Raw genomic sequence first — 23,844 nt, 5'->3', positions numbered from 1 at the left:
GTGGCTCGGTTCGCTGAACCGAAACCACCAGAAGGTACAACAGGTGCGTACTCTTTTTACAAGTAATCGCGGACCCTGTTCCGTGATCTCACGTCTTCGCATAAAACAGTTCATCACCGGCGGAGTTAAAAATTTCGAACCAGAAGTGGGAGATGCCGCATGACCAGAAGTCTTCATAAAACGCACCGGAATTTTTCACCCAAAAACTTTCCTGCAGGTTCCAGTCATTCTTACAAACTGGATTCTTTTTTCTATAGTGACTGGTAATACAAATATTCTTTCAGGAGAATAAATTACCTAAAGCACTGCGTAAATCCTTCGTGTTTTTCTGTCTTCAAGATTATAAATCGATACTTACTTCAAACCTGAATTCGATTTTTATTTATTGGATAACACTAAAATCAGTTCAAAAAGGGCGTTATCCTTCAGATTCTGAATTCAATCTCAGTCATAAAATTCAAACAGATGGACTGAGTCGTATTCAATGCCTCTCAAGAGATCAAAGATTATCGTAAAAGGATTGTGCCCGATGAATGAGTGGTCGCCTTGCAGAGGCGCGGATATATCGCACCTACGGCGCTTCTTTTTGATGGGGCATCCTTATACCCCACGGACATGACGCCCCTAAACGGGGCTGGCTTGTAATCATAAAAAGGTGAATGCCCTTGATTAAATCGAATTATCTAAACCTCAAAAATAATACTGAAAGTGACAGATATGTAGCCTAAAAATTATGTGTAAATAAATCTGTGTTAAAGTGCATAAACTGAGCACCTTAGGTGCGTCATGTCCGTAGCCCAAAGTCACTGCGCAGCGGTGGCCTTGGGTTATTGAGCGAGCAGGAAAAATTGGAGCGCCGTAGGTGCGATATATCCGTACCCCTGCAAGGCGGCAAACCCATTTTTACCCCAATGTAATTTATTGAATTCAGATTGAATTCAAAGGGACCGAAAATAACACCCAAAGACGGGCTGGAATGACAGACTGAGCATAAAGCTTATCCTGCTATAAAAATAATAAATGCAGCACTACAGAGCGTAGTTTAAAGAGGTTTAAAGTAGATTTTGAAATGTTGCGGAAGTTGAGTTAGCAATCGTCTTTCATTAAGAATGATTTAGAACTCTATGTTAGTTCGATCCATCAAACGGCTGCATCGGGCGAGCTTCCGACTGGTTAACCCCCTCTCTTTTGACGACTTTAAGAATCGTGAGCCAGAAAATTTTGAAATCAAGACTCAGCGATACATTATCCACATAATAGACATCCAGCTTAAATTTTTTACTCCAGCTGATCGAATTTCTTCCATTTACCTGGGCCCATCCCGTAATTCCCGGGCGTACTTCATGCCTTCTGCGCTGTTCATCAGAATAGAGTGGTATATATTTAAACAGTAACGGCCGGGGACCAATCAGGCTCATATCTCCCTTCAGAACATTAATGAGCTGGGGAAGTTCATCAAGCGAATATTTTCGGATAAATTGGCCCAGTCCGGTAATGCGGTCTACATCGGGAAGCAGGTTTCCTTCATCGTCCTTTTCATCCGTCATGGTTTTAAACTTAATGATCCGGAAAGGCTGTTCGCGGTAACCCGGCCGTTCCTGTAAGAAAAAAACGCTGCCCCTGTTTTGAAAGAAAAGAAGTATTGCAACGATTATAAAAATGGGAGAAATGAGTAGCAGAACCAATAATGCAACGAAGAAATCGAAAATTCTTTTTAGAAAACCGGAGTACATGTAATCCGAATTAAACGAGTTTTAATTTCGACTTCATCCCTTTTTTCTCAGGAAGCTGCCATAACAGTTTACACCAGTCGTGATTGCCTTCAATGAGACCCGGACCTTTTTCTGTAAGTACTACATCCCACCCGATAGAACGGTTTTGAGGGTGTTTTTTGGCTGCCCTTTTAACCATTTCAACAATCTCATCCCAATATGGAATTTGAAAACCTGTAATTCTGACATTGGTAACGGGATGATACTCAACGTCTGGCTTTGTAATATCACTATATACAGCCTTACCGGTTACCCGGCCGGTTTTTTCATCAATCGTTGCAGCAAGATTCCCTGCAGCCATGTTATCGACGTGCGAATCAACGGATATTCTGAAACGGCAACCCAATAGTTCAACTTCACCCTCTTCATTGAGTTCGGTAATCATTCGGATTGTATTCACCGCTGAGGGGGACATTCTATTAATTTCAGAATGTTGAATAATAAATTCTTCAACTAAGTCATAGTCATGATCTTGCATGAATTCGACCAGGCTTTTCGGATTAAATTCTGATGTTTTTCGAATCTCGACCTCAGCTCCGCACTTTCCTGCAGCAGCTTTAAAAACAATCTTTCCGGAAGGATTCGACAGAATCTTTTCTGCAAGTTCAGGTTTCACTACCAAATCTTTTTGATCAGCTACCGCATGGACAAAAAATTCCCCAAAGTTTCTGTAAAAGAGCGTTTTATCATCCAGAATCTTCCGTTTCTCTTTTGGATTCATCCTCAGCTGATACTCATACATATGGCCGGTACCTGCCCACTCCCTGCGCTCTTTGTCGGATAAATCATAAAAATGAAACTGAAAATATTCCAGGATCGAAATATTGTACTTAAAAACGGAGGATAGAATGTCAGATAATAATTCAGTTTTCCCTTTTCCGGTTTTTTCAGATGTAAATTCAAGAAATTTCTGAAACTTGATACGGTCCAGCTCTTTAAGGTAGTATCCAAGATAGAACACTCTTGAAAACTTATTTCCGGTTGGCTTCAACTTAGTATGTGTTTGTAATGGTTTCATATACAATTGCTTATTTAATGTAAATGTACTGATTTGAGCACTTTTAGGTGAATTATCTCTTTTTAATGTTCACCTGGCTGACTAAATCAGATCATCTCTTTCAGCAATTTACGGATCTCCTTCACGGCATCTTCAACATTAGTTTCATCGGTATTCACGGTCAGCTTACAATCATCTGAAGTTTCATAACCGGCATCATACCCTGTCAGTCCTTTGATTTCACCCTCTTTTGCTTTCTGGTAGAGTCCTTTCGGATCACGTTGCTGTGCAGTTTTGGGGTCACAGTGAATATGCACTTCAGCAAACCGTTCTTCACCAAACAGTGACCGGACTTTTTTCCTGTCTTTCGCATACGGCGACACAAATGTGCATAAAACAATGTTTCCATGTTCAAAGAAAAGCCGGGCTGCTTCGCCCACCCGCCGGATATTTTCCGTACGATCTTCCGGACTAAAACCGAGATCCCCATTCAGTCCGTGGCGCACCTGGTCGCCATCCAGCAGCACGGTTTGTTTCCCATCCTCCCAGAGTTTTTTCTCCAGGGTTTTGGCGATCGTGCTTTTCCCTGCACCCGAAATCCCGGTCAGCCAGATCACTGCTGCTTTATGTCCGTTCCGTTTCTCACGTTCTTCGCGAGGAATGTTCCACGGCTCCCAAACGACGTTCGGGGAGACGGAGGTCGGAGGACTGTCGGCCGAAGGTCCACCGGCCTTCTGTCTGCCGTCGTCGGTTATTTCACCCCGTCCATTGGATTCTGTTGAGACTGCACGAATCATACCTGCACCCAGAGTTACATTCGTGGCGGGATCCACAATGATAAAACTCCCGGTTCGCTGGTTCACCTGGTACGCATCAATAAAAAGAGGCTGTGCCGTCGTAAATTTCGCGCGGCCAATTTCATTCAGTTTAAGATGATCAGCATCTTCACGGCTAAGGCTGTCCACATTCATTTTGTATACCAGTTTATCGATATAAACCGGGGTCGTCTTGGTGGTGTGCATGATCAGGTACTGCTTGCCGGTCTCCATCTGCTCGTCACTCATCCAGCAGAGATACGCCTCAAACGTGTTCGTCAACTTGGGTACATTATTCTTTCTCACGATCATATCACCCCGGGAGATATCAATCTCATCCTCAATTGTCAGCACAACAGAATCTCCTGGCAGTGCCTCCTCAAGATTTCCATCTTTGGTGACAATCTCTTTCACGCGGCTTGATATTTTTGATGGAAGCGCGGTAATCTCATCTCCCGGCTTAATTCTTCCTGATGCTATTGCTCCCGAAAATCCACGGAAATTTTGATTCGGCCGAATCACATACTGCACCGGAAAGCGGAAATCAATCACATTATGCGACGCATCTACTTTTACTGTTTCGAGATGGTGAAGCAGCGTCGGGCCGTTATACCATGGCATGTGATTGGACTCATCGCCCCCTTTCGTCCGCGTCTTGCTCACCACATTATCCCCTTTCAGTGCCGAAATGGGAATATAGGTGATGTTATCTACCTCCAGTTTTTTAGCAAAATCACGGAAATCGCTCACAATTTCGTTAAAGCGATCTTCACTGTAGTTTACCAGGTCCATCTTGTTTACCGCCACAACAAGGTGCGGAATCTGCAGCAGAGAGGAGATAAACGCGTGGCGTCTCGACTGAGTGAGAACTCCTTTGGAGGCATCAATCAAAACAATAGCCAGTTCTGCCGTAGATGCTCCGGTTACCATATTCCGGGTGTATTGCGTGTGCCCCGGCGTATCGGCGATTATAAACTTCCGCTTGGGCGTTGCAAAATATCGGTAGGCAACATCAATCGTAATCTTTTGCTCCCGCTCGGCTTTCAGGCCATCCGTCAAAAGCGCCAGGTTCACCTCCTCCTCCCCGCTGCTCTTGCTCGTTTTCTCGATCGCCTCCATCTGATCCTCAAAAATAGATTTCGAATCATAAAGTAAACGCCCGATCAGCGTACTCTTTCCGTCATCCACACTCCCCGCCGTGGTAAAGCGAAGAAGGTCCATGTCGAGGTATTTGTTATCTTCGGGTTCGTGGTTGTGTTTCTTGCCGTTGTCTGTGCTCATAATTTTTTATAGTTCTGAGTGCTCAGTGTTTAGTGCTGAGTTATAAGTGCTCAGTTTTTAGTTTATTTCTTCAACGAAGCCTGTGATGTTTTGACGATTGATGTCAGTAGTTTTATTAGTTCACCACAAGATTCTATTTCATTATTTAATTCAACTGATACTAACTGACTCTTTTTTAGTAGTAATAACCACCAATTTGCTTCTCTCGCTTCTCTGGAAGCAACTGACATTCTGTAAGCAAAATCAGCTTTCGAGTACGCAGCGGATGCTTCTACAACATTTGCACCTACGCTTGTACCTGATCTTAAAAGTTGCTTAGACAATACATACTCTTTTTGATCAACCAACTTCTTATAGAGTTCAATAATAACAAGTGCAAATTCAAAGCTTTTTTCGTAAACCGGACCCTGGTAATCATTCATGACAATTGATTTTAATTATAGGTTTTAATCTATCTATATGATCAATTATCACAAGATCCCTTACACATTAAAAAGGACAACTAAACACTCACCACTAAAAACTCACAACTCATAAATTAAAAGTACCCCTGCCGCTTCCGATCCTCCATCGCCGTTTCGCTTCGTTTGTCATCGTGACGATTGCCGCGTTCGGTTTGTCTTGCAGATGCCACTTCCTGGATGATTTCTTCCATATTTGATGCGGTTGAAAGAACAGCTCCCGTGCAGGTGGCGTCGCCAATGGTTCGGAACCGGACGGTTCGTTCTTCCAGCTCTTCTTCATCCATACGGTTTACAAAATCGGTATCCGCCAGCCAGACTCCGCGCCGGTTAAATACTTTCCTCTCGTGAGCAAAATAGAGCGATGGAATTTCGATCTCTTCCCTGTCGATATACTGCCAGATATCCATTTCTGTCCAGTTGCTGATTGGAAACACCCGAAAACTTTCGCCCATATTTTTGCGGCCGTTATAGAGGTTCCACAACTCCGGCCGCTGATTTTTTGGATCCCACTGGCCAAAGCTGTCCCTGTGGGAGAAAAACCTTTCTTTGGCGCGTGCTTTCTCCTCATCTCGCCGGCCGCCGCCAAGAGCCGCATCCACCTGGTGTTTTTTGAGCGTATCCAGCAGCGTGACGGTCTGAAGAGCATTCCGGCTGGCATCCGGACCGGTCTCCTCCTTCACCTTTCCTTCATCAATAGATTCCTGAACACTTCCCACAATCAGGTCCACGTCCAGCCGCTCTACCAGGCGATTACGGAATTCGATCGTCTCCGGAAAATTGTGACCTGTATCCACGTGCATCAGCGGAAAAGGAATCTTCCCGGGATAAAATGCTTTTTGTGCAAGATGCACCATCACGATTGAATCTTTCCCTCCCGAAAACAAGAGAACCGGCCGCTCAAACTGGGCCGCCACCTCCCTCATGATGTAAATACCTTCATCTTCCAGCTCTTTGAGATGTGAATGCTTAAACTGTTTCATAATCAATGGTTCTGAATGTGCTGTTTGTAGATTTATTAAAGTACCGTGTTTTTGTTCAAATATCGAGTTGTAAAGACGGAAGACGGAAGACAGAGGACCGGATTCTGTACCTGACAAAGTTTGTAAAAAAAATATGGTGATAATGTTCAAATATCGAATTGGTGTTTTTTCAGGGTGCAGGGTGCAGGGTGCAGGGTGCAGGGTGCAGCATCACTTCTTGTTACAGTGCTCTGCACTGTAACAAGCAACCCGGAGCTCCGCTCCATTATCCGTTCGCCAAATGCATAGGTCTATTTCCACACTCGGTCTTCAGTCCCCCGTCGGCTCAGTGCTGGTTACTGTGCTCCGCACAGTAACCCCCAAACCGGAGCTCCGCTCCACAACAGCTCACAACCCAATAATAAACTCCGGATTATGCAAATCCTCCTTATTATACTTCAGCGGTGATTTCACCGGTCCATTTTTTCCGGAGTACCGGTAGACTGCATCCGCGGCAGCCGTATCCCACTCCATGGTGGGTCCGAAACGTGGGTAGAGATCAGCCTTACCTTCCGCAACGAAACAAATTTTGAGAGAACTGCCGGATGGAATTTCCTCACCGACCTCAATTCCCATCCCGGCCAGGCGCTCTTTGGTATCGTTTCCCCGGTGCGAACGGCTGACCATTATTCGCGCCGGTTTATCTTTACTATACCTGGCGTGTTCAATTTTTTGAACCGGTCCATCCCCAACCTGCTTAAACGAGCCCTCTTTTGCATCTGCAAAATAGAGAACTTCTTCTGCCGGTATATAGACTACTCCCAAAACCGGCTCATTTTCATCAATCAACGCGATATTAACGGTAAACTCCCCATTCTTTTTGATAAACTCCTTTGTGCCATCCAGCGGATCAATCAGAAAATACCGATTCCAGTTTTTTCTCACGGAGTAGTCCGGAATTTCCGACTCCTCAGACAGTACGGGAATCTCCGGGTACTCTTTCTCCAGGCCGCTCACGATTGCACGATGGGACGCCATATCAGCTTTAGTCAGAGGAGAATCATCCGATTTTCGGCTCACCTCTATGTCACGGTCTTCGTCGTAAAATTTTAAAATTTCACTACCCGCCTGCCTGGCGATTTTGTTGATGATATTGATGTCGATATTCATGTGTTTGCGTTTGATTGATGATTTAGATTTTGTTTCGGACGGAAGACCGGGGACAGAAGACCGTAGACCGTAGACCGTAGTTTCCATTCAATAATCAATTTTAATATAATATTCTAAAGGCCCTATAACCTGTTTCGAAGTCGGTCTTCCGTCCTCCGTCTTCGGTCATTAGTCACCCGTCCTCCGTCTCCAGTCAACTGCCACAAGACTCCCATCCATTGTCCTGCATCCTATCCTCGACTCTGCCAGCAGCTCTCTGCGTTCGCAATCTTGCAGGTCGAATCCGTCACCGGTTATCCGTCATCCGTTCACGATCCCCCCAGCCTTTGAAACACGGATCGGCGATGCCGCGTTACTTAAGCTGCGCGGGTCGGCGACGCCGCGGTACATTTCACACCGGCCACACAATTGGAACTAAAAATACCGTTATAACACCCGCTATAAAATTCAGCGGCAGGCCTACTTTGAGAAAATCGGAAAAATGGTATCCGCCGGGGCCGTAGACCATCAGGTTCGTCTGATAGCCGATCGGTGTTGCAAAACTTGCAGATGCTGCAAAAATGATCGTCATCACAAAAGGCATAAAATCCACACCCAGGCTGGCCGCCGTTGATATGGCTATTGGAAAAATCAGTACGGCTGCTGCGTTATTAGTGATCATCTCCGTCAGCATCCAGGTGATCAGATAGGTTGCGGCAATAGCCACGTAGGGGTGATCTCCTGCAAATCCCAGGAACCCACCGGCCACTACCTCAGCCGCGCCTGTAACCTGCATGGCATTCCCGATTCCCAGGGCCGCAGCAATCACAATCAAAACCTGCCAGTCGATACTCGACCGTGCATTTGCTGCCCGCGTACAACCGGTCAGAAGCATCGCCCCTGCTGCCAGAAAAGATGCCTGGAACATACTCAGAATCCCGAACGTCACGACAAACACCATTCCTGCAAGTATTAGCCATGAAATCCACCCTTTTTCATAATCGGGCTGCCCATTTTTGGCAAGGGTGCTCACCAGGAGATATTCGTTCGATGATTTATACCGCTCGGAAAAATTTCTTGGCGCCTCCATCAGCAAGATATCCCCGGTTTTCAGGATGATGTCCCCGACTTTTTTATCAATCCGTTCCCCGTGCCGCGATACTGCCAGGATCACAGCACCATAATGATTCCGAAACTCCCCCTCTTTTACCGTTTTCCCATTTAAGGGATGGGTTTGGGAGATAACCGCCTCCACGAGATGGCGGTCGCGACGCGGGGCGTCCAGTTTAAACACCTGGTCCGTTGCGGGTTCAAGTCCCTTGATTGACTGAAGATCCACAATAGAATTCACCAATCCGGTAAAAATAAGCCGGTCTCCTTCCTGGAGTACTTCTTCCGGATCTACAGCCGCGAGAATCGTATCTTTCCTGACAATTTCCGCAAGAAAGAGGCCCGGAAGCTGACGAAGCCCCGCATCTTCAATTGATTTTCCAATAAGAGGACTTTCGGGCCGAATCATCATCTCAATGGTGTATTCCCGGGTATTTTCAAAACTTCCGGCGACAGACGCGCCTTCAGGAAGCAGGCGATTTCCAATGGTTAGCAGGTAAATAAAACCTGCAATCGCAATCGGCACCCCCACATATGCGGGTTCAAACAGACCGAGGGAGACGTTTTTTTCCGAAATTAACAGTCCGTTTACGATCAGGTTTGTACTCGTTCCGATCAGTGTGCAGGTTCCTCCAAGGATAGCAGCATAACTGAGCGGAATCATCAGCTTGGATACTTTCACGCGATAGGTGCGGGCCCATTCCTGGAGCGCCGGTATAAAAGAGGCAACAATGGGGGTGTTATTCAGAAAAGCACTCATTCCCATAACAGGAGCAATTATCCGCGCCTGTGTTTTCCACATCTCCTTTGGAGATCCCAGCAGGTTTTGGATCACAAACTGAATGGCACCGGTCTCTCTGAGCCCTGCCGCCACAATATACAATGCAGCAACGGTAAGCATCCCCTCGTTCGAAAACCCGACAAGAGCCTCGTTAACCGGGATAATGCCAGAGACAATGATTAGGGTAAGGCCACCAATAAAAACAACATCCGGAGATATTTTTGTAAAAACCAAAAGCAGGAGGCAGAAAAAGATAACTCCCAGAACAAATATGCTCTCAATACCCATCAGCTCTGATTAATTATTTAATGTAAATGCATTTTTTAAATGGAGAATTTATACAAACTAAAGCCGATAAGCAGAGAAATACTATTAATGTTTTGTGATTCAATTCGATTTAAAAAACCCAATCTCTTAAACATAAGGCCTCATAAGATCGAAAAAAAATGCAATAAAACTTAACCCAGTTGAATGCAGTTTTAATGTTAATACGGTCTCTTCGCTGTAAAAGAGCGGTTAACCTGAATTCGATTCTTAGAACCTGAGATTCAATTCATAATATATTTTATTTATTCGGTATCAAGTCTCCCCTAAAAATGGTTGTGAGAAGAAGATTATTCTCCATAGAAAATGGACTTAAATAAGTTAAAATTACTACCATTATCATAACTCCCAGGCTTGCTGACCCACCCCCGGCCCCTCCCTATCGCGCCCTAACGGGACTTGATAGGGAGGGGAGCTTCAATACAAGCTTTAATACCTTAATAAATTATGAATGCTAACGAATGATATGCAAAATTCTCACAGCCCCTATAAAGGGGGGATTAAGGGGACTTTTGGGTTCCTGATTTAACAAAAACCTCAGGTTGAAACCATTTTTAGATATTTCAAACTAATAATTTGGTTAAATGAGCCGAAAATAAAATCTGGTTATGCTGTAAAACCAGTAATGTTAAAAAAGTGCTTTATACAGCATTGAATGACAAGTTTCTACAAACATCAGACATTTTCACAAATTACTAATCCTGCATACTCTGTTTTCAGAGTAAAAACCGTTAATCAATTAAATAATCCGGAGAATTTGGCCAAAATGCTTGTAAAACGAACCTTTGATCATATTTATAATGGCTCTCTTTCTAAAGCAGTAAACAGAAAGATAAATTTATATAAAACTAAAATTCTTCATTCGAAAATTGGAAATTTAGCACCTGTTCCTGACGAAATCATAACTATAGACCCAACAAAAATTTGTGGCCACATGGATGTTGAGACAGCGTCAAGCTTTCAATTTTTTACTGGTTATAGTTCAGGGGCTGTAATCCATTATGAATGGGATAAAGCAAAGGATGTTGAATATGTAAACTTCCAGAATCTTGAGCTCTTTAAAAGCTGTAAACGTAGATGGATTCATGGATGCAGTTGGGAAGAAACAGAACTATACCAATTTTATGTTGAGTGTTTGAACAATGGAATACCCTGCAGATTCAATACAATTAAAGAATTAGAAGAACGATATGAAAAGCTGGATCAAATATTTGAAGAAGTAAAAAGTACCCGGAAAATGAGTGATAAACACAGTGACTTAGTAAAAATAAGTGTGGCTAAAGACGGCAGACTTATCTGGGGGCCGGATGGCAGGCATCGGGTTTGCATTGCCCTTCTGGCAGGCTTAGAGTCTATGCCTGCCAGGGTAGGATTCATTCATTTCGAATCGCTCGATTATTTTCAAACAATGCGATTCAAGTAAAAACCTGAGTTCGATTCTAAAATTGAACAAAAAAAGCGGCTGATACTGTCAAAAAGGGCGTACAACAAGGAACATTATCATCAGTACTGTCATACCGGACTTTGATTAGTTACTCATCTGTAATATGTTCAATTACATTATCCACTTAGTTCAGTAGGACCAGTTCTGTTTCTGGCAACTTCCATCAGCCTGATATCAAATCCCCCAGTTCATTTGCAGCCATAAACTCCGTTTCCGGCCAGCGCTTTACAATTTCCTGCAATAGATTTGTAAGTGCCCCGATCCCCGCTTTCCTGTTTTCAGGATCAATATGTCCGCAAAAGTTTACGCGGTGCGAGCTGATAATCGCCGGCCGGTTCCATCGGAATGCGGCTTCAATCTGCTTGAGTGTGTAATTCACCCAATTCACACCACGGTCATCTGTCGGTTCAAATACTACATTTCTCACCATGTAGGTCTGCCCTTCACCGTTCGTTTTCCCGGTGTAGTTCACCACTTTTTTATAGGTTCCTTTCCCCTGGTGCTCGGTCTTAATCAGCGGTGTATCGAGATATTTTACTCCACACTCTTTGAGCGTTTTATGAATCACCGGGTGCTCCCGTCCGCCGGGCGGGTTAAAATGATTGGACCGGTAGCCATACACGGTTTCAAAAGCATTCAGTCCGTCCCGGATCACCTCTTTAAATCGCTCGTTCTCTTCAAATTCCCAGAAATCAAAAGCGGCCATCGGGGAGATGGTTTCATATTCACCTGAAGAGATACTGGTATAGGAACGGTTTTTCAGCGCCGTGAGAAGCTCTTTATCACCTTTCGCCAGCTTTTCTTCAAACAGCTTCAGGTTCAGATGCTCCCGTCCGTGAAACAACGGCACCATAATTCCCCATTCTATTCCTTCATTCCACAGGTCCCATGTACCGCGATATGCATCCGGCTGCAGGGCAGCTAATTTTTCATACGTTTCGGTAAGTAGTTCTGAGTAATAGCCGCTATATCCCGTCTCCGCCATTTTTTCAAAATTGATATTACACGGCATGGCAAATGGTGTAAAAACAGCGTGACGCCCATTTTTATCTTTTACAGACTGCAGCGCTTCAAATAACATCTCCAGATCTTCGCGGGTTTCCAGCGTATCCAGTGCGTCAAACCGGTTCATCACCTTCGAGCCCTCCCGGTCCATCGCCTCGCGGGCCTGTTTGGAATTGAGCCGCACATTACCGTAATCATCCACGGAAATCACCACGATCTTCCGTTTGGTGCGCCAGCCAACCAGGTTTTTGGCGTTTAGAAGAATGGTTCTTTTCAGATTTCGAATCATATCTGTATTACCTCACCGGGTTTTCTGCTCCTTACTATATTTATCAACGGTTCAAATTCATATTTTTCAAGAAGTGACGAGAGTTTGGGGTAGACTGACTTTCTGTTGATCCACATCGATTTCATCTTGTTCCGCCGTAAAAACCCTGATTTTTTCAATTCATCAAAATAATATTCCGGGTATCTCTCGGTGTCCAGTTCATAGGGATGAATATAAACAATAGCGGGACGTTCTTTAATAATCAAATCAAACGCTTTTTTAGTGATCCATTCCGGAAATAGACGCAGATATCCTCCGCCACATGCCGGAATTTTGCGGCCCGGAAGCTTCACAACTGACATGGGTACCTCTGTAAGATCATATCCTTCCGGAGTTTTTATCTTGCAAATAGTCTCAGAAAACCCCGGCCAGCCATACCGGATACCGCTGATTGGCATAATACTGCTGTCATATTCAAAGCCCGTTTCTGCAATAACATCCAGGCCCCACTTCGTCTCTGGGGTAATGGAAAACGCAGGAGCCCGATGACCATATACCGCCTTTCCAGAGATATCTTCAATCCGTTTTTTTGCGCTATTCAACTCCTGAAAGGCCTCATCCCGGGTCATTCTGAAAAACTGCAAATGGTCGTACCCGTGAACACCCAGTTCATGGTTCTCAGATGCGATTCTCTTCACCAGTTCCGGAAATTCTTCAGCAACCACACCTAATACAAAAAATGTGCCCTTCACTCCACGCCGACTTAACAGCTCCAGAATTTTTTCGGTCAGATGGACCACTCTGTCGGTCTGCGGTGATTCAACAGAAAAAGCGTCTCTCATTGCGATGCTGATTCCGTCTTCTACATCCACAGTAAACGCCGATTTCATATTACCTTCCACTTGATGCAAGTTTCTTACAGATTGAAATAAATTCAGAGGCTCTTTCAGTTGAGGTATTAAACTGGTTCAGCCTCTCCTTTCCGGTCTGTATAAGTTTTTCCTGTTTTTCAGGATCATGTACAAGTTCATCAATTTTTAAAAATATATCCTCGGGATCTACAGGATCGAAATATTGTGCTGCCTCTCCGCAAACGGTATGAGCAAAACCGAGGTCGGAGGTCAGAATAGGCTTTTCCATCATCATCGCTTCCGCATAGGATGCAGAAAAACATTCCAGAAGTGTGGGCAAAAACATAAAATCGCACTCTTTATAAAGTGAGGGACACTCATTTATGGGTACGGGGCCAATGTTATAAATCATATCCCTGTAATTTGCAGGAAATTCACGTTCAAATATGTCCTTTGGTAATGTTAATACAAACTTTATGTGATTAATACCTTTCTTTTTATAAATCTCAATAAGGTTTCGGATGACACCAATATTCTTATGAGCATACCACGAACTGAGTGTAAGCAGTCTGATTTCTCCCTCCTTATTCTTCGGCAGTTTCTCAGGAAAAAATTCCGGATTACGAAAACAACTGTTTACCGTATTGGAAACGGTATAAATAGGAATTTTAGGAAACCGGGATTTTAATCTTTTATTTACATCATCCGTTTGAACCACCATGGCATCGGATCGCCCATAAAAATAGAAATGAATCTTTTTTTTCATTTCCCAGAATATGCGCCTGAAAATAGATAATCGTTTAAAATATGGCGATTCGGGATAGATAAAATGAGGGATATTAAAACCCACAACCAGCGGTGCACTGGACCTCCAGTACCCATGCCCCCCTGTTGAAATTACACAGTCCGGTCGGATTTTATTTTCAAGGCGGTTAAATCTGCGCATCTCTTTCATGTATCGAACGAGCCCAGAACCCGGTCTTTGTTCCACATCATAAAAAATAAAATTACTCGGGAAATCACTGGTATTGAGCTGTGATTTGATATTATCACGAAGAAGAATATGGTATTCGTTTTCACTCCATTTTTTGCATTCATGGATAAATGAAAGTACAACCTGTTCTGCTCCTCCCTTAAAAATTGACCCGGCGTTGATTACAAGATTTATGCTGTTCTTGCTATCATTTTTACTGTTTAGTGATGATTCATTTATCATAATTATTCTGGAAGTTTTTAAATAGAATCATGCATACCGGCCATAAGGGTCCAGTTTTTATAGGAGCCTGCCAACTCTGCATATTTTGAATTTAATGGGAAGACTACCATGTTTTTCAGTTTTTTCTTTATAAATCCATTCATCCATAAGTTTTCCAATCGGTACTCATGGTTATCTATTACAGCTATGAAATCGGCTTTTACATCCCGCCCCGCTTTTACTATATATTTTACGATCTCAGATTTCTGAATGTTATCACCCACAATATCGACAACCACCATTTCACGGGTGGAACCTTTTTGGTTTACAGTGAAAATAATAGCGGTACTCTTTTTCTTCACTTTCACACGAATCATTCCATACGATCGAGTTGGATGCTCCAGGTATCTCCAGTGATGAAATCTTTTTTTACGGTGTATTTGAATTGAATTAATTTCCGTTCTTGTACTCAATGCTAATTCATCAAGAAAATCTGGTTTTAATGTATAGTGATCTGGCATATCCAGAGCCTTCGATTTTTTATCGCTTACAGCTCCCATCACTATATTCAATGGATGCAATATTTTGACCCACCATGTGATTTTGCCGAGATATTTTGCTCCGATTGAACGATTACCCGGTAAACTATTCATGTTTGGGAAATTAAAAGCAAACTGAATTCCTTTTTTTTCAGCTTGAGCTAAGCCAAAATTTCTCATTCTCTTGAATAATCCCTTTCCCCTGTATTTTTCATCAACAACAGCATCACAAGGCTGTACAGCTTTAACTATCTGATCACCGTAACAAAATTCCCATGGCCACAAGTGATCAAACCCTACTATTTCACCATTAACATCAGCAACTGTTAATATTGAATCTCCGAATACACTATCTATAAATTTCCATTTCCAATATCTGTCATCTCTGAGATTTTCCGATCGCTGTTGCGAACTGAAGACTTTATTTAAGAGATCGAGAATCATCTTTTTGTCTTCATCAGTAGCATGGCGAATTTTCGGGGTCATAGATCAGTTGTCTTGCGTATTAAGAAAAATAATACACTATAAATTGATTGGAGCAGTACTTTTAAAAGGTATAAAAAAAATTCAACTATTCATTTAGCAGATTTGTAGAGGGCTTTGCAATACCAGGGATTTTGTTCAATGTCAAACCCAGAGTGAGGTTGAAACCGCAGTCCCGAAAGCTCGGGGTGAGATTTCAACCAATCGATAACGTCGATATTGGGCAAAAGACCGGTTTTGCAAAGCCCTCTTGTAATTAAGCACTCTTAAGTTTCATTTTAAAGGCTCTCAAAAATTGTGGTACTTTCCTTAACAATTTTAATGGTACCATATAAATAGGAGGACTTTGTCCGTTCAATTTCCAGCAATTTACATGTACCATCTGTGTCTTGAGAATTTTGTGATAGTTGCTTGTACTTCTGCCTCCCATAGAAAACCTGATGATATATTCATCCAGCCTTTTTACTCTTAGATCATTGAAGTAAAAATATCGCAGAACAAATTCGTAATCTCCACTTCCTCCAAGATCAGTTCTGTAGTAGTCCAGTTGATCAAAGATTTCCCTCCTGATATAAATACTTTGATGCGATGGCATCCACCCAATTTTAAAAAGTGATTTGCTGAACTCAGGACTGATGTTCACCCGTACTGGCTGGTCATCATCACCAACAAGTACGCTTTGGCCATAAGAAGCATCAATTTCATTTTCAGAAAAATGATTGGCGATTTTTCCGATTACATGTTCATCAAACAGCCTGTCACCCGCATGAATCAGCCCAACAATATCTCCTGTGGAAGCTTTAATTCCTTTATTAATAGCGTCGTACATGCCCTTATCCGGTTCAGAGATAAAAGTATCAATCCCGGATTTATACTCATTAATAATTTCTACAGTACCATCTGATGAATCTCCATCCACTACAACATATTCTATATTATCGTAGGTTTGATTGACAACTGATTCTAAAGTTGGCCGAATATCAGCGGCATTATTATATGCTATCGTTACTATACTTATTTTTGGATTCATGAGTTGCTATGAATTGACACCCTAAAAATTAAAGACTTAAGATGCGGCTATTTTATCTTATCTAAAATTATAACATTCTTACGATGTGCAATACCGCGGTCTGCCCGGTAGTTATAATTTTTTAAGAATAATTGCTTATTGACGATTCATGCATTATAAATCCATAGAACTCCTCAACGATTTCCATCTCACCAAAAGCTTGTATCTTTATATCACTTTTGTTGCTGAATGACTTCCTTAACGTATCACTGTCCATCAGCTTTGTCAGTTTTCGTTTAAACTCTTCTTTATCAAAGAGCGGCACCAGATACCCGTTTTCACCATCCGCAATCATATCCGATGGACCGGCCACACAGTCGTAAGCTACTACCGGCAGGCCGGCCGAGAGGGCTTCGCCGATTGCGTTGGGAAACCCTTCTGAACTGGAGGTAAAAGCGAAGATTTTGCTCCGGTTATAATAGCGGTCCACATCTTTTTGCTGTCCCTCCAAAAAAATTCGGTTGTTCATGTTCAGCTCATCGATCTGTTTTTGAAGCTCTTCAGAAAGATCCTGCTTTTTAGCATCTCCTCCCACAATCAAAAGTTTCCACCCCGGTTTGTCGATTGACGTAAAAATCTCAATCAAATGATCCACATGTTTTGTACGGATCAGCCGCCCTACGGTCAGCACAATGTTTTCTTTCTCAATTTCGGGATTCGGTTTCACATTTCTCACGGGGTTCCCAATCACCTTCACGTTATGGTTCCACCCGTGTTTCAGGCAGATCTCTTTTGCCTGTTCGGTCTGTGCAATATATCCGGCTGCACCAGGGTATAGCTTATCTCTTAGAAAATTATGAAGTCTGCCTAAATTTTTCTCCGGCTGACTTCTCTCCGATACATACACGGGATACTGAAGCCCGAAAAGTGACAAAAGTACCAAGTTGTTCCACATCTCACCAAACGATAAAACGGTATCCGGGTCGATGGCTTTCACCTCAGCACGCAGAAACCGCATCGTCCTGAGAGTATCGATCGTGCGTCTTGAATTATTGAATGTAAATTCCGGTCGATGAACCACAACGTTTTCTGAGAGCGGGTAGGAAATCTGACGCTTTTTGCCAATCAACACCAGGTGAACTTCACTGTCTCTTCTTTCTGAAAAATTGTTAGCCAGAAGTGACATCACTCGTTCCATGCCTCCAATTCCCAGAGAGTGGATCACCAGACAAATTCGCTTCATGTTGTGGTTACTGATTTTAAAAAAATATGAATATCAAGTTTACATGTTTAAAGTGTAAGATGCAGTCTCTTTTTAAATCATAATATTTAACTCATTTTCAATTTTAACACTTTATTAAATATTAAACTACAAATTAAGTATAATGCATGCGCTGGACCTATCGAATGTATTGTTTGAGGCGTTTTGCTACGCAGAAGGGTGTTTGGCGCAAAATCGGTCTTTAACCCAATATCGGTGCTTTTGCTGCGTGGGGAATCTCTGTGTTCGGAGTGGCTGGTAAAAATCAGGCCGGTACAGCTTCTTTTCCGTCAAAAATATTCTGATACGTCTTTAAAACCTGTTCATCATCGAATAGCTTTGTTCTTTCGCTTGATTTACGGCTGTAGTGACTCAGAAGATCCGGCTGATCCATATAGTGCATCATTTTTTCGGCATAGTCACGGTCATCCTGTTCAGCCATCAGCCCATATTCCCCTTCTTCCACAAGCCCGCGGCAACCGGAGCAGTTGGTCACCAGGGCGGGAACCCCCAGTATCATCGATTCACACAATACCGTGGGCAATGCTTCCGAAACAGAACTCATCAGAAATACGTCGCTATTTTTCATAAGCGGATACGGGTTCTTCATAAAACCGAGTAGCTCTACAGTCCCCTCGAGTTTATGTTCATGGATCAGCTCCTTCAGATTCTGCTCTTCTTCACCGGTTCCGGCAATATAGAGCCTGAAATCGTACCCCTGATCTTTTACAATTTTTGCGGCCCTCACAAGCCGGTCGAACCCTTTAATCGGCATGAGACTCCCGACTGCTGAGAAGGTAAACTTGTCAAATTTCAGGCCACCTGTCTCAGCCTCCGATTTTTGGATCACAGCTTTTTTATCAATCAGATTATAAACAACACCCATTTCAGGAAATTCTCCGAAGAGCTCAATAAAATCAGACATTGAATCCCGGGAGACAAAATAGATCCCATCCAGGTTTGAATACCGGTTATTTTTTAGCCATTTCCTGTGTTTTTCATACCGGTAAAACTTCTCATAATTGCTGTGAGTCAGATAGGAACCGTGAACGAATGCCACCCGTTTCTCAATTTTTTCATTTAAAAAGAGCAGATCGGTATAGTTACTGTCCAGGAATGAAACCCCAAGGTCATACTCTTTTGTAAGTGCAGCCATTTTCTTTTTGAAAAACCAGGAAACTCTGAATGTCCGGTTCAGATAGCCCAGAACCCGCACCAGTAAATGATTTTTAAACAGGTACGTGACCTCTACTTCCGGCGGCACCTCATTTACATAAACTCCATGTTTAGATACAACAACCAGGTCAACCTCATACCTGTCGTAGTCAATTTTGTGCAGCAGGTTAATTAATGTTCGTTCAGCTCCTCCGCCCCGCAGGGATGGCAGCAGAAAGAGGATTTTTCTCTTTGAATTCATAACTATCTCTATTAGCCAAGTATTACGTCTGTTTTTATGTAATAACCGAAACCTGTTTAAGAGTACTTTGCGCCATTGGCACTAACCCGTCAGTCCACAGAAACAGCGTATACACGGGGCAGTAATACCCTGAATGGATGCCTGTGGCGCAAAGCTCTCTTTAAAACCCATATGTACAAATTTGTACAATCAGCAGTAATTTTGATACGAAATAATACTTGTAAACCATGTGCTATTCCAAATTAAAATGATCCAACTAAACAGCTTAATAACTGAATGAACCAAAACTTGTTCCGTTTTGATCTGCATGTTGTATTTCATGGATGGCGTTTTTTATACCTTAACCGCATCCCCCTCAATAAAGGCTAAATTATAAGTTTCAGAGACGAAACCAGCCCCGCTTCGGGGCGGCATGTCCGTAGGCCCCATTAATAAGAAGTGCCGTAGGTTCGGCATCATTTGAACCTTGAATTCAATAAAATACATTGCGGATAAAAATGGGTCCCTCGTATTGCAAGGCTACGGATATATCGCACCTACGGCGCTCCCATGTTTCATGCTCGCTAATTAACCCCAGGCCACCGCTACGCAGTGGCCTGGGGCTACGGATATGACGCACCAATGGTGCTCGGTTTATTGCCTCTTACACTGATTTATCTACAAACCGTTTTTTAAGCCGCACATCGTTCAGCATTTTTTTAAACCTCAGTTTGATTCATAATCATTTCAAATCAATCAGGAAGAAGTCTCCCGTTACAAATGGGATTTTTATATTCATGATTTAACAATCGAACTCAGATTTAAAGGTTCAAATTATTCGATTCATTCAATGGCATTCACCTTTTCAGGGATGAAACCAGCCCCGTTCCGGGGCGGCATATCCGTAGCCCCACGGGAATGCGCAGCATTTCCGTGGGGTATAACGATGCCCCATTAAAAAGAAGCGCCGTAGTAGGCGCGGCATCATTCGAACCCTGAATTCATCCAATAATATCCATTGTGGGTAAAGATGGGTTGGTCGCCTTGCAAGGCTAAGGATATATCGCACCTATGGCGCTCCCATGTTTCATGCTCGCTAATTAACCCCAGACCACCGTTGCGCAGTGGCCTGGGGCTACGGATATGACGCACCAAAGGTGCTAATGTCGTGTCAATGATATTATGTTGGGTAAAACCCGCAAGTTTTTTCCATAGGAGCTTTGAATTTTTATCTGCTGCCAATTAAATAAGGAAATCCCGATGTGTCTGGTTGGGGTTCTTCCGGAGCTTTATCTATAAGACATCACTACTATATGCACTTTAACACAGATCTATTTACACAAATTTTTTTAGGTTACGCATCGATCAACATGAATTTTAGATTCAAATTATTCGATTTAATCAAGGACAATCACCTTTTTATAGCTACGAGCCAGCCCCGTTCCGGGGCGGCATATCCGTAGCCCCACGGGAATGCGTAGCATTTCCGTGGGGTGTAAGGATGCCCCATTAGAAATAAGCGCCGTAGGCGCGGCATCATTTGGACTCTGAATTCAATCTCAGTCATAAAATTCAAACAGATAGTCTGAGTCGTATTCAATATTAAAATTCTTCAGAAACTGAATATATTCTTCTTTGAACGTTCGATGTTTGTGGTGCTCTGGCTGATTTTCGATATATCGAATCACATCGGCTATCTGTGATTGTCCGTAACTAAACGCTCCAAATCCTGATTGCCACTGAAATTTCTTATCACTGAACATCTTTCGGTTAACAAATGCTGAAGAGTTGGATTTGATATCTCTTACAAGATCAGAGATTGAAACAGAAGGTTTGTATCCTATGAGCAAATGAATGTGATCGGGCATACCCCCGATGGAATATAGCTTTTGAGATTTCCCACCTACAATCCCGGAAATGTATTTATAGAATTCATCTCTCCATTCATTGTGAATGAAATTGGATCGTCCCTTTACGGCAAATATAATTTGTGCATGTAGCTTAGAATAGGTGTTTGGCATGATATGTTCATTTTAATAGGTTAGTTAGCAGCTCTTGATTAAGTTTTCGAATTCAATAAAATAAATTTTGGGTAAAAATGGGTTGGTCGTCATGCAGGGTACGGATATTTCGCACCTACGGCGCTCCCATGTTTCATGCCCACTAATTAACCCCAGGCCACCGCTGCGCAATGGCCTGGGGCTACGGTTATGCCGCACCAATGGTGCTAATGTCGTGTCAACGATATTATGTTGGGTAAAACCCGCAAGTTTTTTTCCATAGGAGCTTTTAATTTCTATCAGCTGCCAATAAAATAAGGAAATTCCGATGTGTCTGGTCAGCGTTCTTCCGGAGCTTTATGCATGAGACAGCACTACTTTATGCACATTAACACAGATCTATTTACACAAAGTTTTTTAGGTTACGCATCGATCAACATGAATTTTAGATTCAAATTATTCGATTTAATCAAGGGCATTCACCTTTTTTATAACTACAAGCCAGCCCCGTTCCGGGGCGGCATATCCGTAGCCCCACGGGAATGCGTAGCATTTCCGTGGGGTATAACGATGCCCCATTAATAAGAAGCTCCGTAGGTGCGGCATCAAATGAACCCTGAATTTAATCTGATTTCAATAACATACATTGCGGGTAAATATGGGTTCGTCGTCTTGCCAGAGTACGGATATATCGCTAACTACGGCGCTCCCATGTCTGATGTTCGCCCCTCTAACCCCAGACCACCGCTGCGCAGTGGCCTGGGGCTACGGATATGACGCACCAATGGTGCTCGGTTTATTGCCTCTTACACTGATTTATCTACAACCCGTTTTTTTAGCCGCACATCGTTCAGCATTATTTTTTGAACCTCAGTTCGATTCATAATCTTTTCAAATCATTCAGGAAGAAGTCTCCCGTAACAAAGGGGATTTTTATATTCATGATTTAGCAATCGAACTCAGATTTAAAGGTTCAAATTATTCGATTCATTCAATGGCGTTCATCTTTTCACGGATGAAACCAGCCCCGTTCCGGGGCGGCATGTCCGTAGCCCCACGGGAATGCGCAGCATTTTCGTGGGGTATACGGAGGCCCCATTAATAAGAAGCGCCGTAGGTGCGGCATCAAATGAACCCTGAATTCAATCTGATTTCAATAACATACATTGCGGGTAAATATGGGTTCGTCGTCTTGCCAGGCTACGGATATTTCGCACCTACGGTGCTTGGTTTATAGTCTCTTGATGAAATCACTTATTTAACGCTCTTTTTCGGGTTTTACCTGCCAATTTTGGAACTCAGGTTACAATATTTACTTTTACCGTTTATTCACGACCCTGTTCTATCAACTCCCCAAGCTGACTGCTGTTCATAAATTCCACATCGGGCCACTTTTTCAGGATCGCATCCAGCAGCTCACGGAACTGATCCAGGTTGCGGTCCCGGTTTTTGGAATCTATAAAACCGATAAAATTGAGCCGGTGGGCGGTAATCACTGCCGGCTTACGCCAGAAAAAAGCATTTTTTATCCCTTTCAGGCATTCCGAAACATTATCACGTCCAATAGGATACTGGGACGGTTCAAACACACAATTCCGGACGGTATGATACTGCCCCGCTTCATTTTTCTCCCCCTGGTAATGACGCACCATCTCCCTTTTAGGCCTGTCAAGCATCGGGAGTTTTTGATATTTCATGCCTTGTATGTATCGAACACCCTTCTGAAAAAGAGGCTCATTCAGATCTGAAGGGTAAACAAAATTCGGTGCTATAAAGCTTTTTGATCTGTATCCAAACAGGCTTTCAAACATATCAAGCCCCTCCCGGATGATCTCTCTCTGTTTTTTAATATCCTCTGTCGTATCGGTATCGAATGCGGCCCGTATGCTTATTTTACTATCACCGTTTTGATTCGGCCCAAGCCAGGTAACTTCATCCGGGAAAACAGCCCGGTAACCGGAGTCTTCTACATACAAGACATCAAGCCACGCTTTCACATTCAGATGCTCCCGTCCGTGAAACTGGGGAAAGATCAGGTTTTCACTTCTTGCTTGCTTCCACAGTTCAAATGAATTTTTGTGGGAGGGATATCGCTTGAGAGTCTCAGTAAATAGCTCATAATGGTACTCCGTGAAACCCGACTCCCGGATTTTATCAAAATCCGGGTTTGCCATGATCGTATTCGCCGTTATCACGGGGGTATTCCCATTACTATCCCGGTAGCCGGAAAGAAGGGAAAAGAGTTTTTCCAGGTCCTCCTCGGAAGCGAGAGCATCATAGGTTGCGTAAGGGCATCGATCGACCGGGTAATTTTTACTCAGCAATTTATCACGAACCTCCGCAGAAGGCATACAAACACTCCCCCAGTCGTCTGATTCAATCACCACAATTTTCCGTGAAGTTCTCCACCCCCTGTAATTATTATGATGCCTTGCGAGGCTCTCCTTCAGTGATTTCATACATCCATTATTAATTCTTTCATTCACCCGGACAAGTTTAAAGGTTTAAAAATGCAGATGCAGTTATATTTTTTTATTTGGAATTTATTGCTGCGAAATTCAAGAGGTAGTGCAATCCAAGACCTGTCAGAGTGCGAACGGAGTGAGCTCCTGGCAGAGTCTTCGAGGGACTGAAAAGTGAAAAGGCAGAAGTGAAAAAGACCTGTCTGCATTACGGTGCTTCTCCGTATTCTGACAGTATCGGTTTAAAGCCTCTCAATTTGAAAATCTACAATCACCAAT

General features: G+C 43.1%; 17 protein-coding genes. 1 reads left to right on the top strand and 16 read right to left on the bottom strand.

Annotation, left to right across the window (positions count from 1 at the left end; all coding sequences use genetic code 11):
• Positions 1–1,127: 1,127 nt before the first annotated feature.
• The 7 genes from DYD21_RS16415 to DYD21_RS16385 all read right to left on the bottom strand — a co-directional run bounded on the left by DYD21_RS16415 (position 1,128) and on the right by DYD21_RS16385 (position 9,616).
• Positions 1,128–1,733, bottom strand: coding sequence for a sugar transferase (locus DYD21_RS16415; RefSeq protein ID WP_116038097.1), 606 nt, complete (start codon positions 1,731–1,733; stop codon positions 1,128–1,130).
• Between the two features lie 10 nt (positions 1,734–1,743).
• Complete coding sequence (locus DYD21_RS16410; protein WP_116038096.1) at positions 1,744–2,790, bottom strand: sugar-transfer associated ATP-grasp domain-containing protein; 1,047 nt, start codon at positions 2,788–2,790, stop codon at positions 1,744–1,746.
• 86 nt (positions 2,791–2,876) lie between these two features.
• Positions 2,877–4,865, bottom strand: a complete 1,989-nt coding sequence (gene cysN, locus DYD21_RS16405) for a sulfate adenylyltransferase subunit CysN (protein ID WP_116038095.1) — start codon at positions 4,863–4,865, stop codon at positions 2,877–2,879.
• Between the two features lie 62 nt (positions 4,866–4,927).
• A complete protein-coding gene (locus tag DYD21_RS16400; protein ID WP_116038094.1) occupies positions 4,928–5,287 on the bottom strand; it encodes a four helix bundle protein in 360 nt (119 codons plus the stop codon).
• Between the two features lie 116 nt (positions 5,288–5,403).
• Positions 5,404–6,309 (bottom strand): sulfate adenylyltransferase subunit CysD, encoded by a 906-nt coding sequence (gene cysD / locus DYD21_RS16395; RefSeq protein WP_116038093.1) that lies wholly within the window; start codon positions 6,307–6,309, stop codon positions 5,404–5,406.
• Between the two features lie 387 nt (positions 6,310–6,696).
• Positions 6,697–7,458 (bottom strand): 3'(2'),5'-bisphosphate nucleotidase CysQ, encoded by a 762-nt coding sequence (cysQ, locus tag DYD21_RS16390; RefSeq protein WP_116038238.1) that lies wholly within the window; start codon positions 7,456–7,458, stop codon positions 6,697–6,699.
• A gap of 391 nt (positions 7,459–7,849) precedes the next feature.
• Positions 7,850–9,616 (bottom strand): SLC13 family permease, encoded by a 1,767-nt coding sequence (locus DYD21_RS16385; protein WP_116038092.1) that lies wholly within the window; start codon positions 9,614–9,616, stop codon positions 7,850–7,852.
• A gap of 691 nt (positions 9,617–10,307) precedes the next feature.
• Here DYD21_RS16385 and DYD21_RS16380 point away from each other — a divergent pair.
• Complete coding sequence (locus DYD21_RS16380; RefSeq protein ID WP_116038091.1) at positions 10,308–11,075, top strand: hypothetical protein; 768 nt, start codon at positions 10,308–10,310, stop codon at positions 11,073–11,075.
• A 184-nt stretch (positions 11,076–11,259) separates the two neighbouring features.
• On the opposite strand, the gene DYD21_RS16375 is transcribed toward DYD21_RS16380, so the two are convergent.
• The 9 genes from DYD21_RS16375 to DYD21_RS16335 form a co-directional block, all read right to left on the bottom strand.
• Positions 11,260–12,390, bottom strand: a complete 1,131-nt coding sequence (locus DYD21_RS16375; RefSeq protein WP_116038090.1) for a hypothetical protein — start codon at positions 12,388–12,390, stop codon at positions 11,260–11,262.
• Positions 12,387–13,259, bottom strand: coding sequence for a polysaccharide deacetylase family protein (locus DYD21_RS16370; RefSeq protein ID WP_116038089.1), 873 nt, complete (start codon positions 13,257–13,259; stop codon positions 12,387–12,389). The genes DYD21_RS16375 and DYD21_RS16370 overlap by 4 nt, the downstream gene beginning before the upstream one ends.
• 1 nt (position 13,260) lies before the next feature.
• The gene (locus tag DYD21_RS16365) at positions 13,261–14,436 is read right to left on the bottom strand and encodes a glycosyltransferase family 4 protein (RefSeq protein ID WP_116038088.1); all 1,176 of its coding nucleotides are present in this window, start codon (positions 14,434–14,436) and stop codon (positions 13,261–13,263) included.
• A gap of 17 nt (positions 14,437–14,453) precedes the next feature.
• Positions 14,454–15,440 (bottom strand): GNAT family N-acetyltransferase, encoded by a 987-nt coding sequence (locus DYD21_RS16360; RefSeq protein ID WP_116038087.1) that lies wholly within the window; start codon positions 15,438–15,440, stop codon positions 14,454–14,456.
• Positions 15,441–15,693: 253 nt separating this feature from the next.
• On the bottom strand, positions 15,694–16,467 hold the full coding sequence (locus tag DYD21_RS16355; RefSeq protein WP_116038086.1) for a glycosyltransferase family 2 protein: 774 nt from the start codon (positions 16,465–16,467) through the stop codon (positions 15,694–15,696).
• 121 nt (positions 16,468–16,588) lie between these two features.
• Complete coding sequence (locus tag DYD21_RS16350; RefSeq protein WP_116038085.1) at positions 16,589–17,689, bottom strand: glycosyltransferase; 1,101 nt, start codon at positions 17,687–17,689, stop codon at positions 16,589–16,591.
• Between the two features lie 283 nt (positions 17,690–17,972).
• A complete protein-coding gene (locus DYD21_RS16345; RefSeq protein WP_116038084.1) occupies positions 17,973–19,124 on the bottom strand; it encodes a glycosyltransferase in 1,152 nt (383 codons plus the stop codon).
• A 1,538-nt stretch (positions 19,125–20,662) separates the two neighbouring features.
• The gene (tnpA, locus tag DYD21_RS16340) at positions 20,663–21,124 is read right to left on the bottom strand and encodes an IS200/IS605 family transposase (protein WP_116038083.1); all 462 of its coding nucleotides are present in this window, start codon (positions 21,122–21,124) and stop codon (positions 20,663–20,665) included.
• A 1,304-nt stretch (positions 21,125–22,428) separates the two neighbouring features.
• On the bottom strand, positions 22,429–23,562 hold the full coding sequence (locus DYD21_RS16335) for a hypothetical protein (RefSeq protein WP_116038082.1): 1,134 nt from the start codon (positions 23,560–23,562) through the stop codon (positions 22,429–22,431).
• Positions 23,563–23,844 lie beyond the last annotated feature (282 nt).

Origin of the sequence: Rhodohalobacter sp. SW132 (assembly GCF_003390325.1) — a bacterium.
GTDB lineage: Bacteria > Bacteroidota > Rhodothermia > Balneolales > Balneolaceae > SW132.
This window is presented reverse-complemented; position numbering and strand designations above follow the sequence as displayed.

Bases quoted from the DNA above. Each gene is read 5' to 3' on its own strand.
- DYD21_RS16410 (WP_116038096.1), bottom strand. From the start codon at position 2,790: ATGAAACCATTACAAACACATACTAAGTTGAAGCCAACCGGAAATAAG.
- tnpA (WP_116038083.1), bottom strand. From the start codon at position 21,124: ATGCCAAACACCTATTCTAAGCTACATGCACAAATTATATTTGCCGTA.
- DYD21_RS16385 (WP_116038092.1), bottom strand. From the start codon at position 9,616: ATGGGTATTGAGAGCATATTTGTTCTGGGAGTTATCTTTTTCTGCCTC.
- DYD21_RS16365 (WP_116038088.1), bottom strand. From the start codon at position 14,436: ATGATAAATGAATCATCACTAAACAGTAAAAATGATAGCAAGAACAGC.
- DYD21_RS16360 (WP_116038087.1), bottom strand. From the start codon at position 15,440: ATGACCCCGAAAATTCGCCATGCTACTGATGAAGACAAAAAGATGATT.
- cysD (WP_116038093.1), bottom strand. From the start codon at position 6,309: ATGAAACAGTTTAAGCATTCACATCTCAAAGAGCTGGAAGATGAAGGT.
- cysQ (WP_116038238.1), bottom strand. From the start codon at position 7,458: ATGAATATCGACATCAATATCATCAACAAAATCGCCAGGCAGGCGGGT.
- cysN (WP_116038095.1), bottom strand. From the start codon at position 4,865: ATGAGCACAGACAACGGCAAGAAACACAACCACGAACCCGAAGATAAC.
- DYD21_RS16345 (WP_116038084.1), bottom strand. From the start codon at position 19,124: ATGAATTCAAAGAGAAAAATCCTCTTTCTGCTGCCATCCCTGCGGGGC.
- DYD21_RS16350 (WP_116038085.1), bottom strand. From the start codon at position 17,689: ATGAAGCGAATTTGTCTGGTGATCCACTCTCTGGGAATTGGAGGCATG.
- DYD21_RS16370 (WP_116038089.1), bottom strand. From the start codon at position 13,259: ATGAAATCGGCGTTTACTGTGGATGTAGAAGACGGAATCAGCATCGCA.
- DYD21_RS16400 (WP_116038094.1), bottom strand. From the start codon at position 5,287: ATGAATGATTACCAGGGTCCGGTTTACGAAAAAAGCTTTGAATTTGCA.
- DYD21_RS16380 (WP_116038091.1), top strand. From the start codon at position 10,308: ATGACAAGTTTCTACAAACATCAGACATTTTCACAAATTACTAATCCT.
- DYD21_RS16355 (WP_116038086.1), bottom strand. From the start codon at position 16,467: ATGAATCCAAAAATAAGTATAGTAACGATAGCATATAATAATGCCGCT.
- DYD21_RS16375 (WP_116038090.1), bottom strand. From the start codon at position 12,390: ATGATTCGAAATCTGAAAAGAACCATTCTTCTAAACGCCAAAAACCTG.
- DYD21_RS16415 (WP_116038097.1), bottom strand. From the start codon at position 1,733: ATGTACTCCGGTTTTCTAAAAAGAATTTTCGATTTCTTCGTTGCATTA.
- DYD21_RS16335 (WP_116038082.1), bottom strand. From the start codon at position 23,562: ATGAAATCACTGAAGGAGAGCCTCGCAAGGCATCATAATAATTACAGG.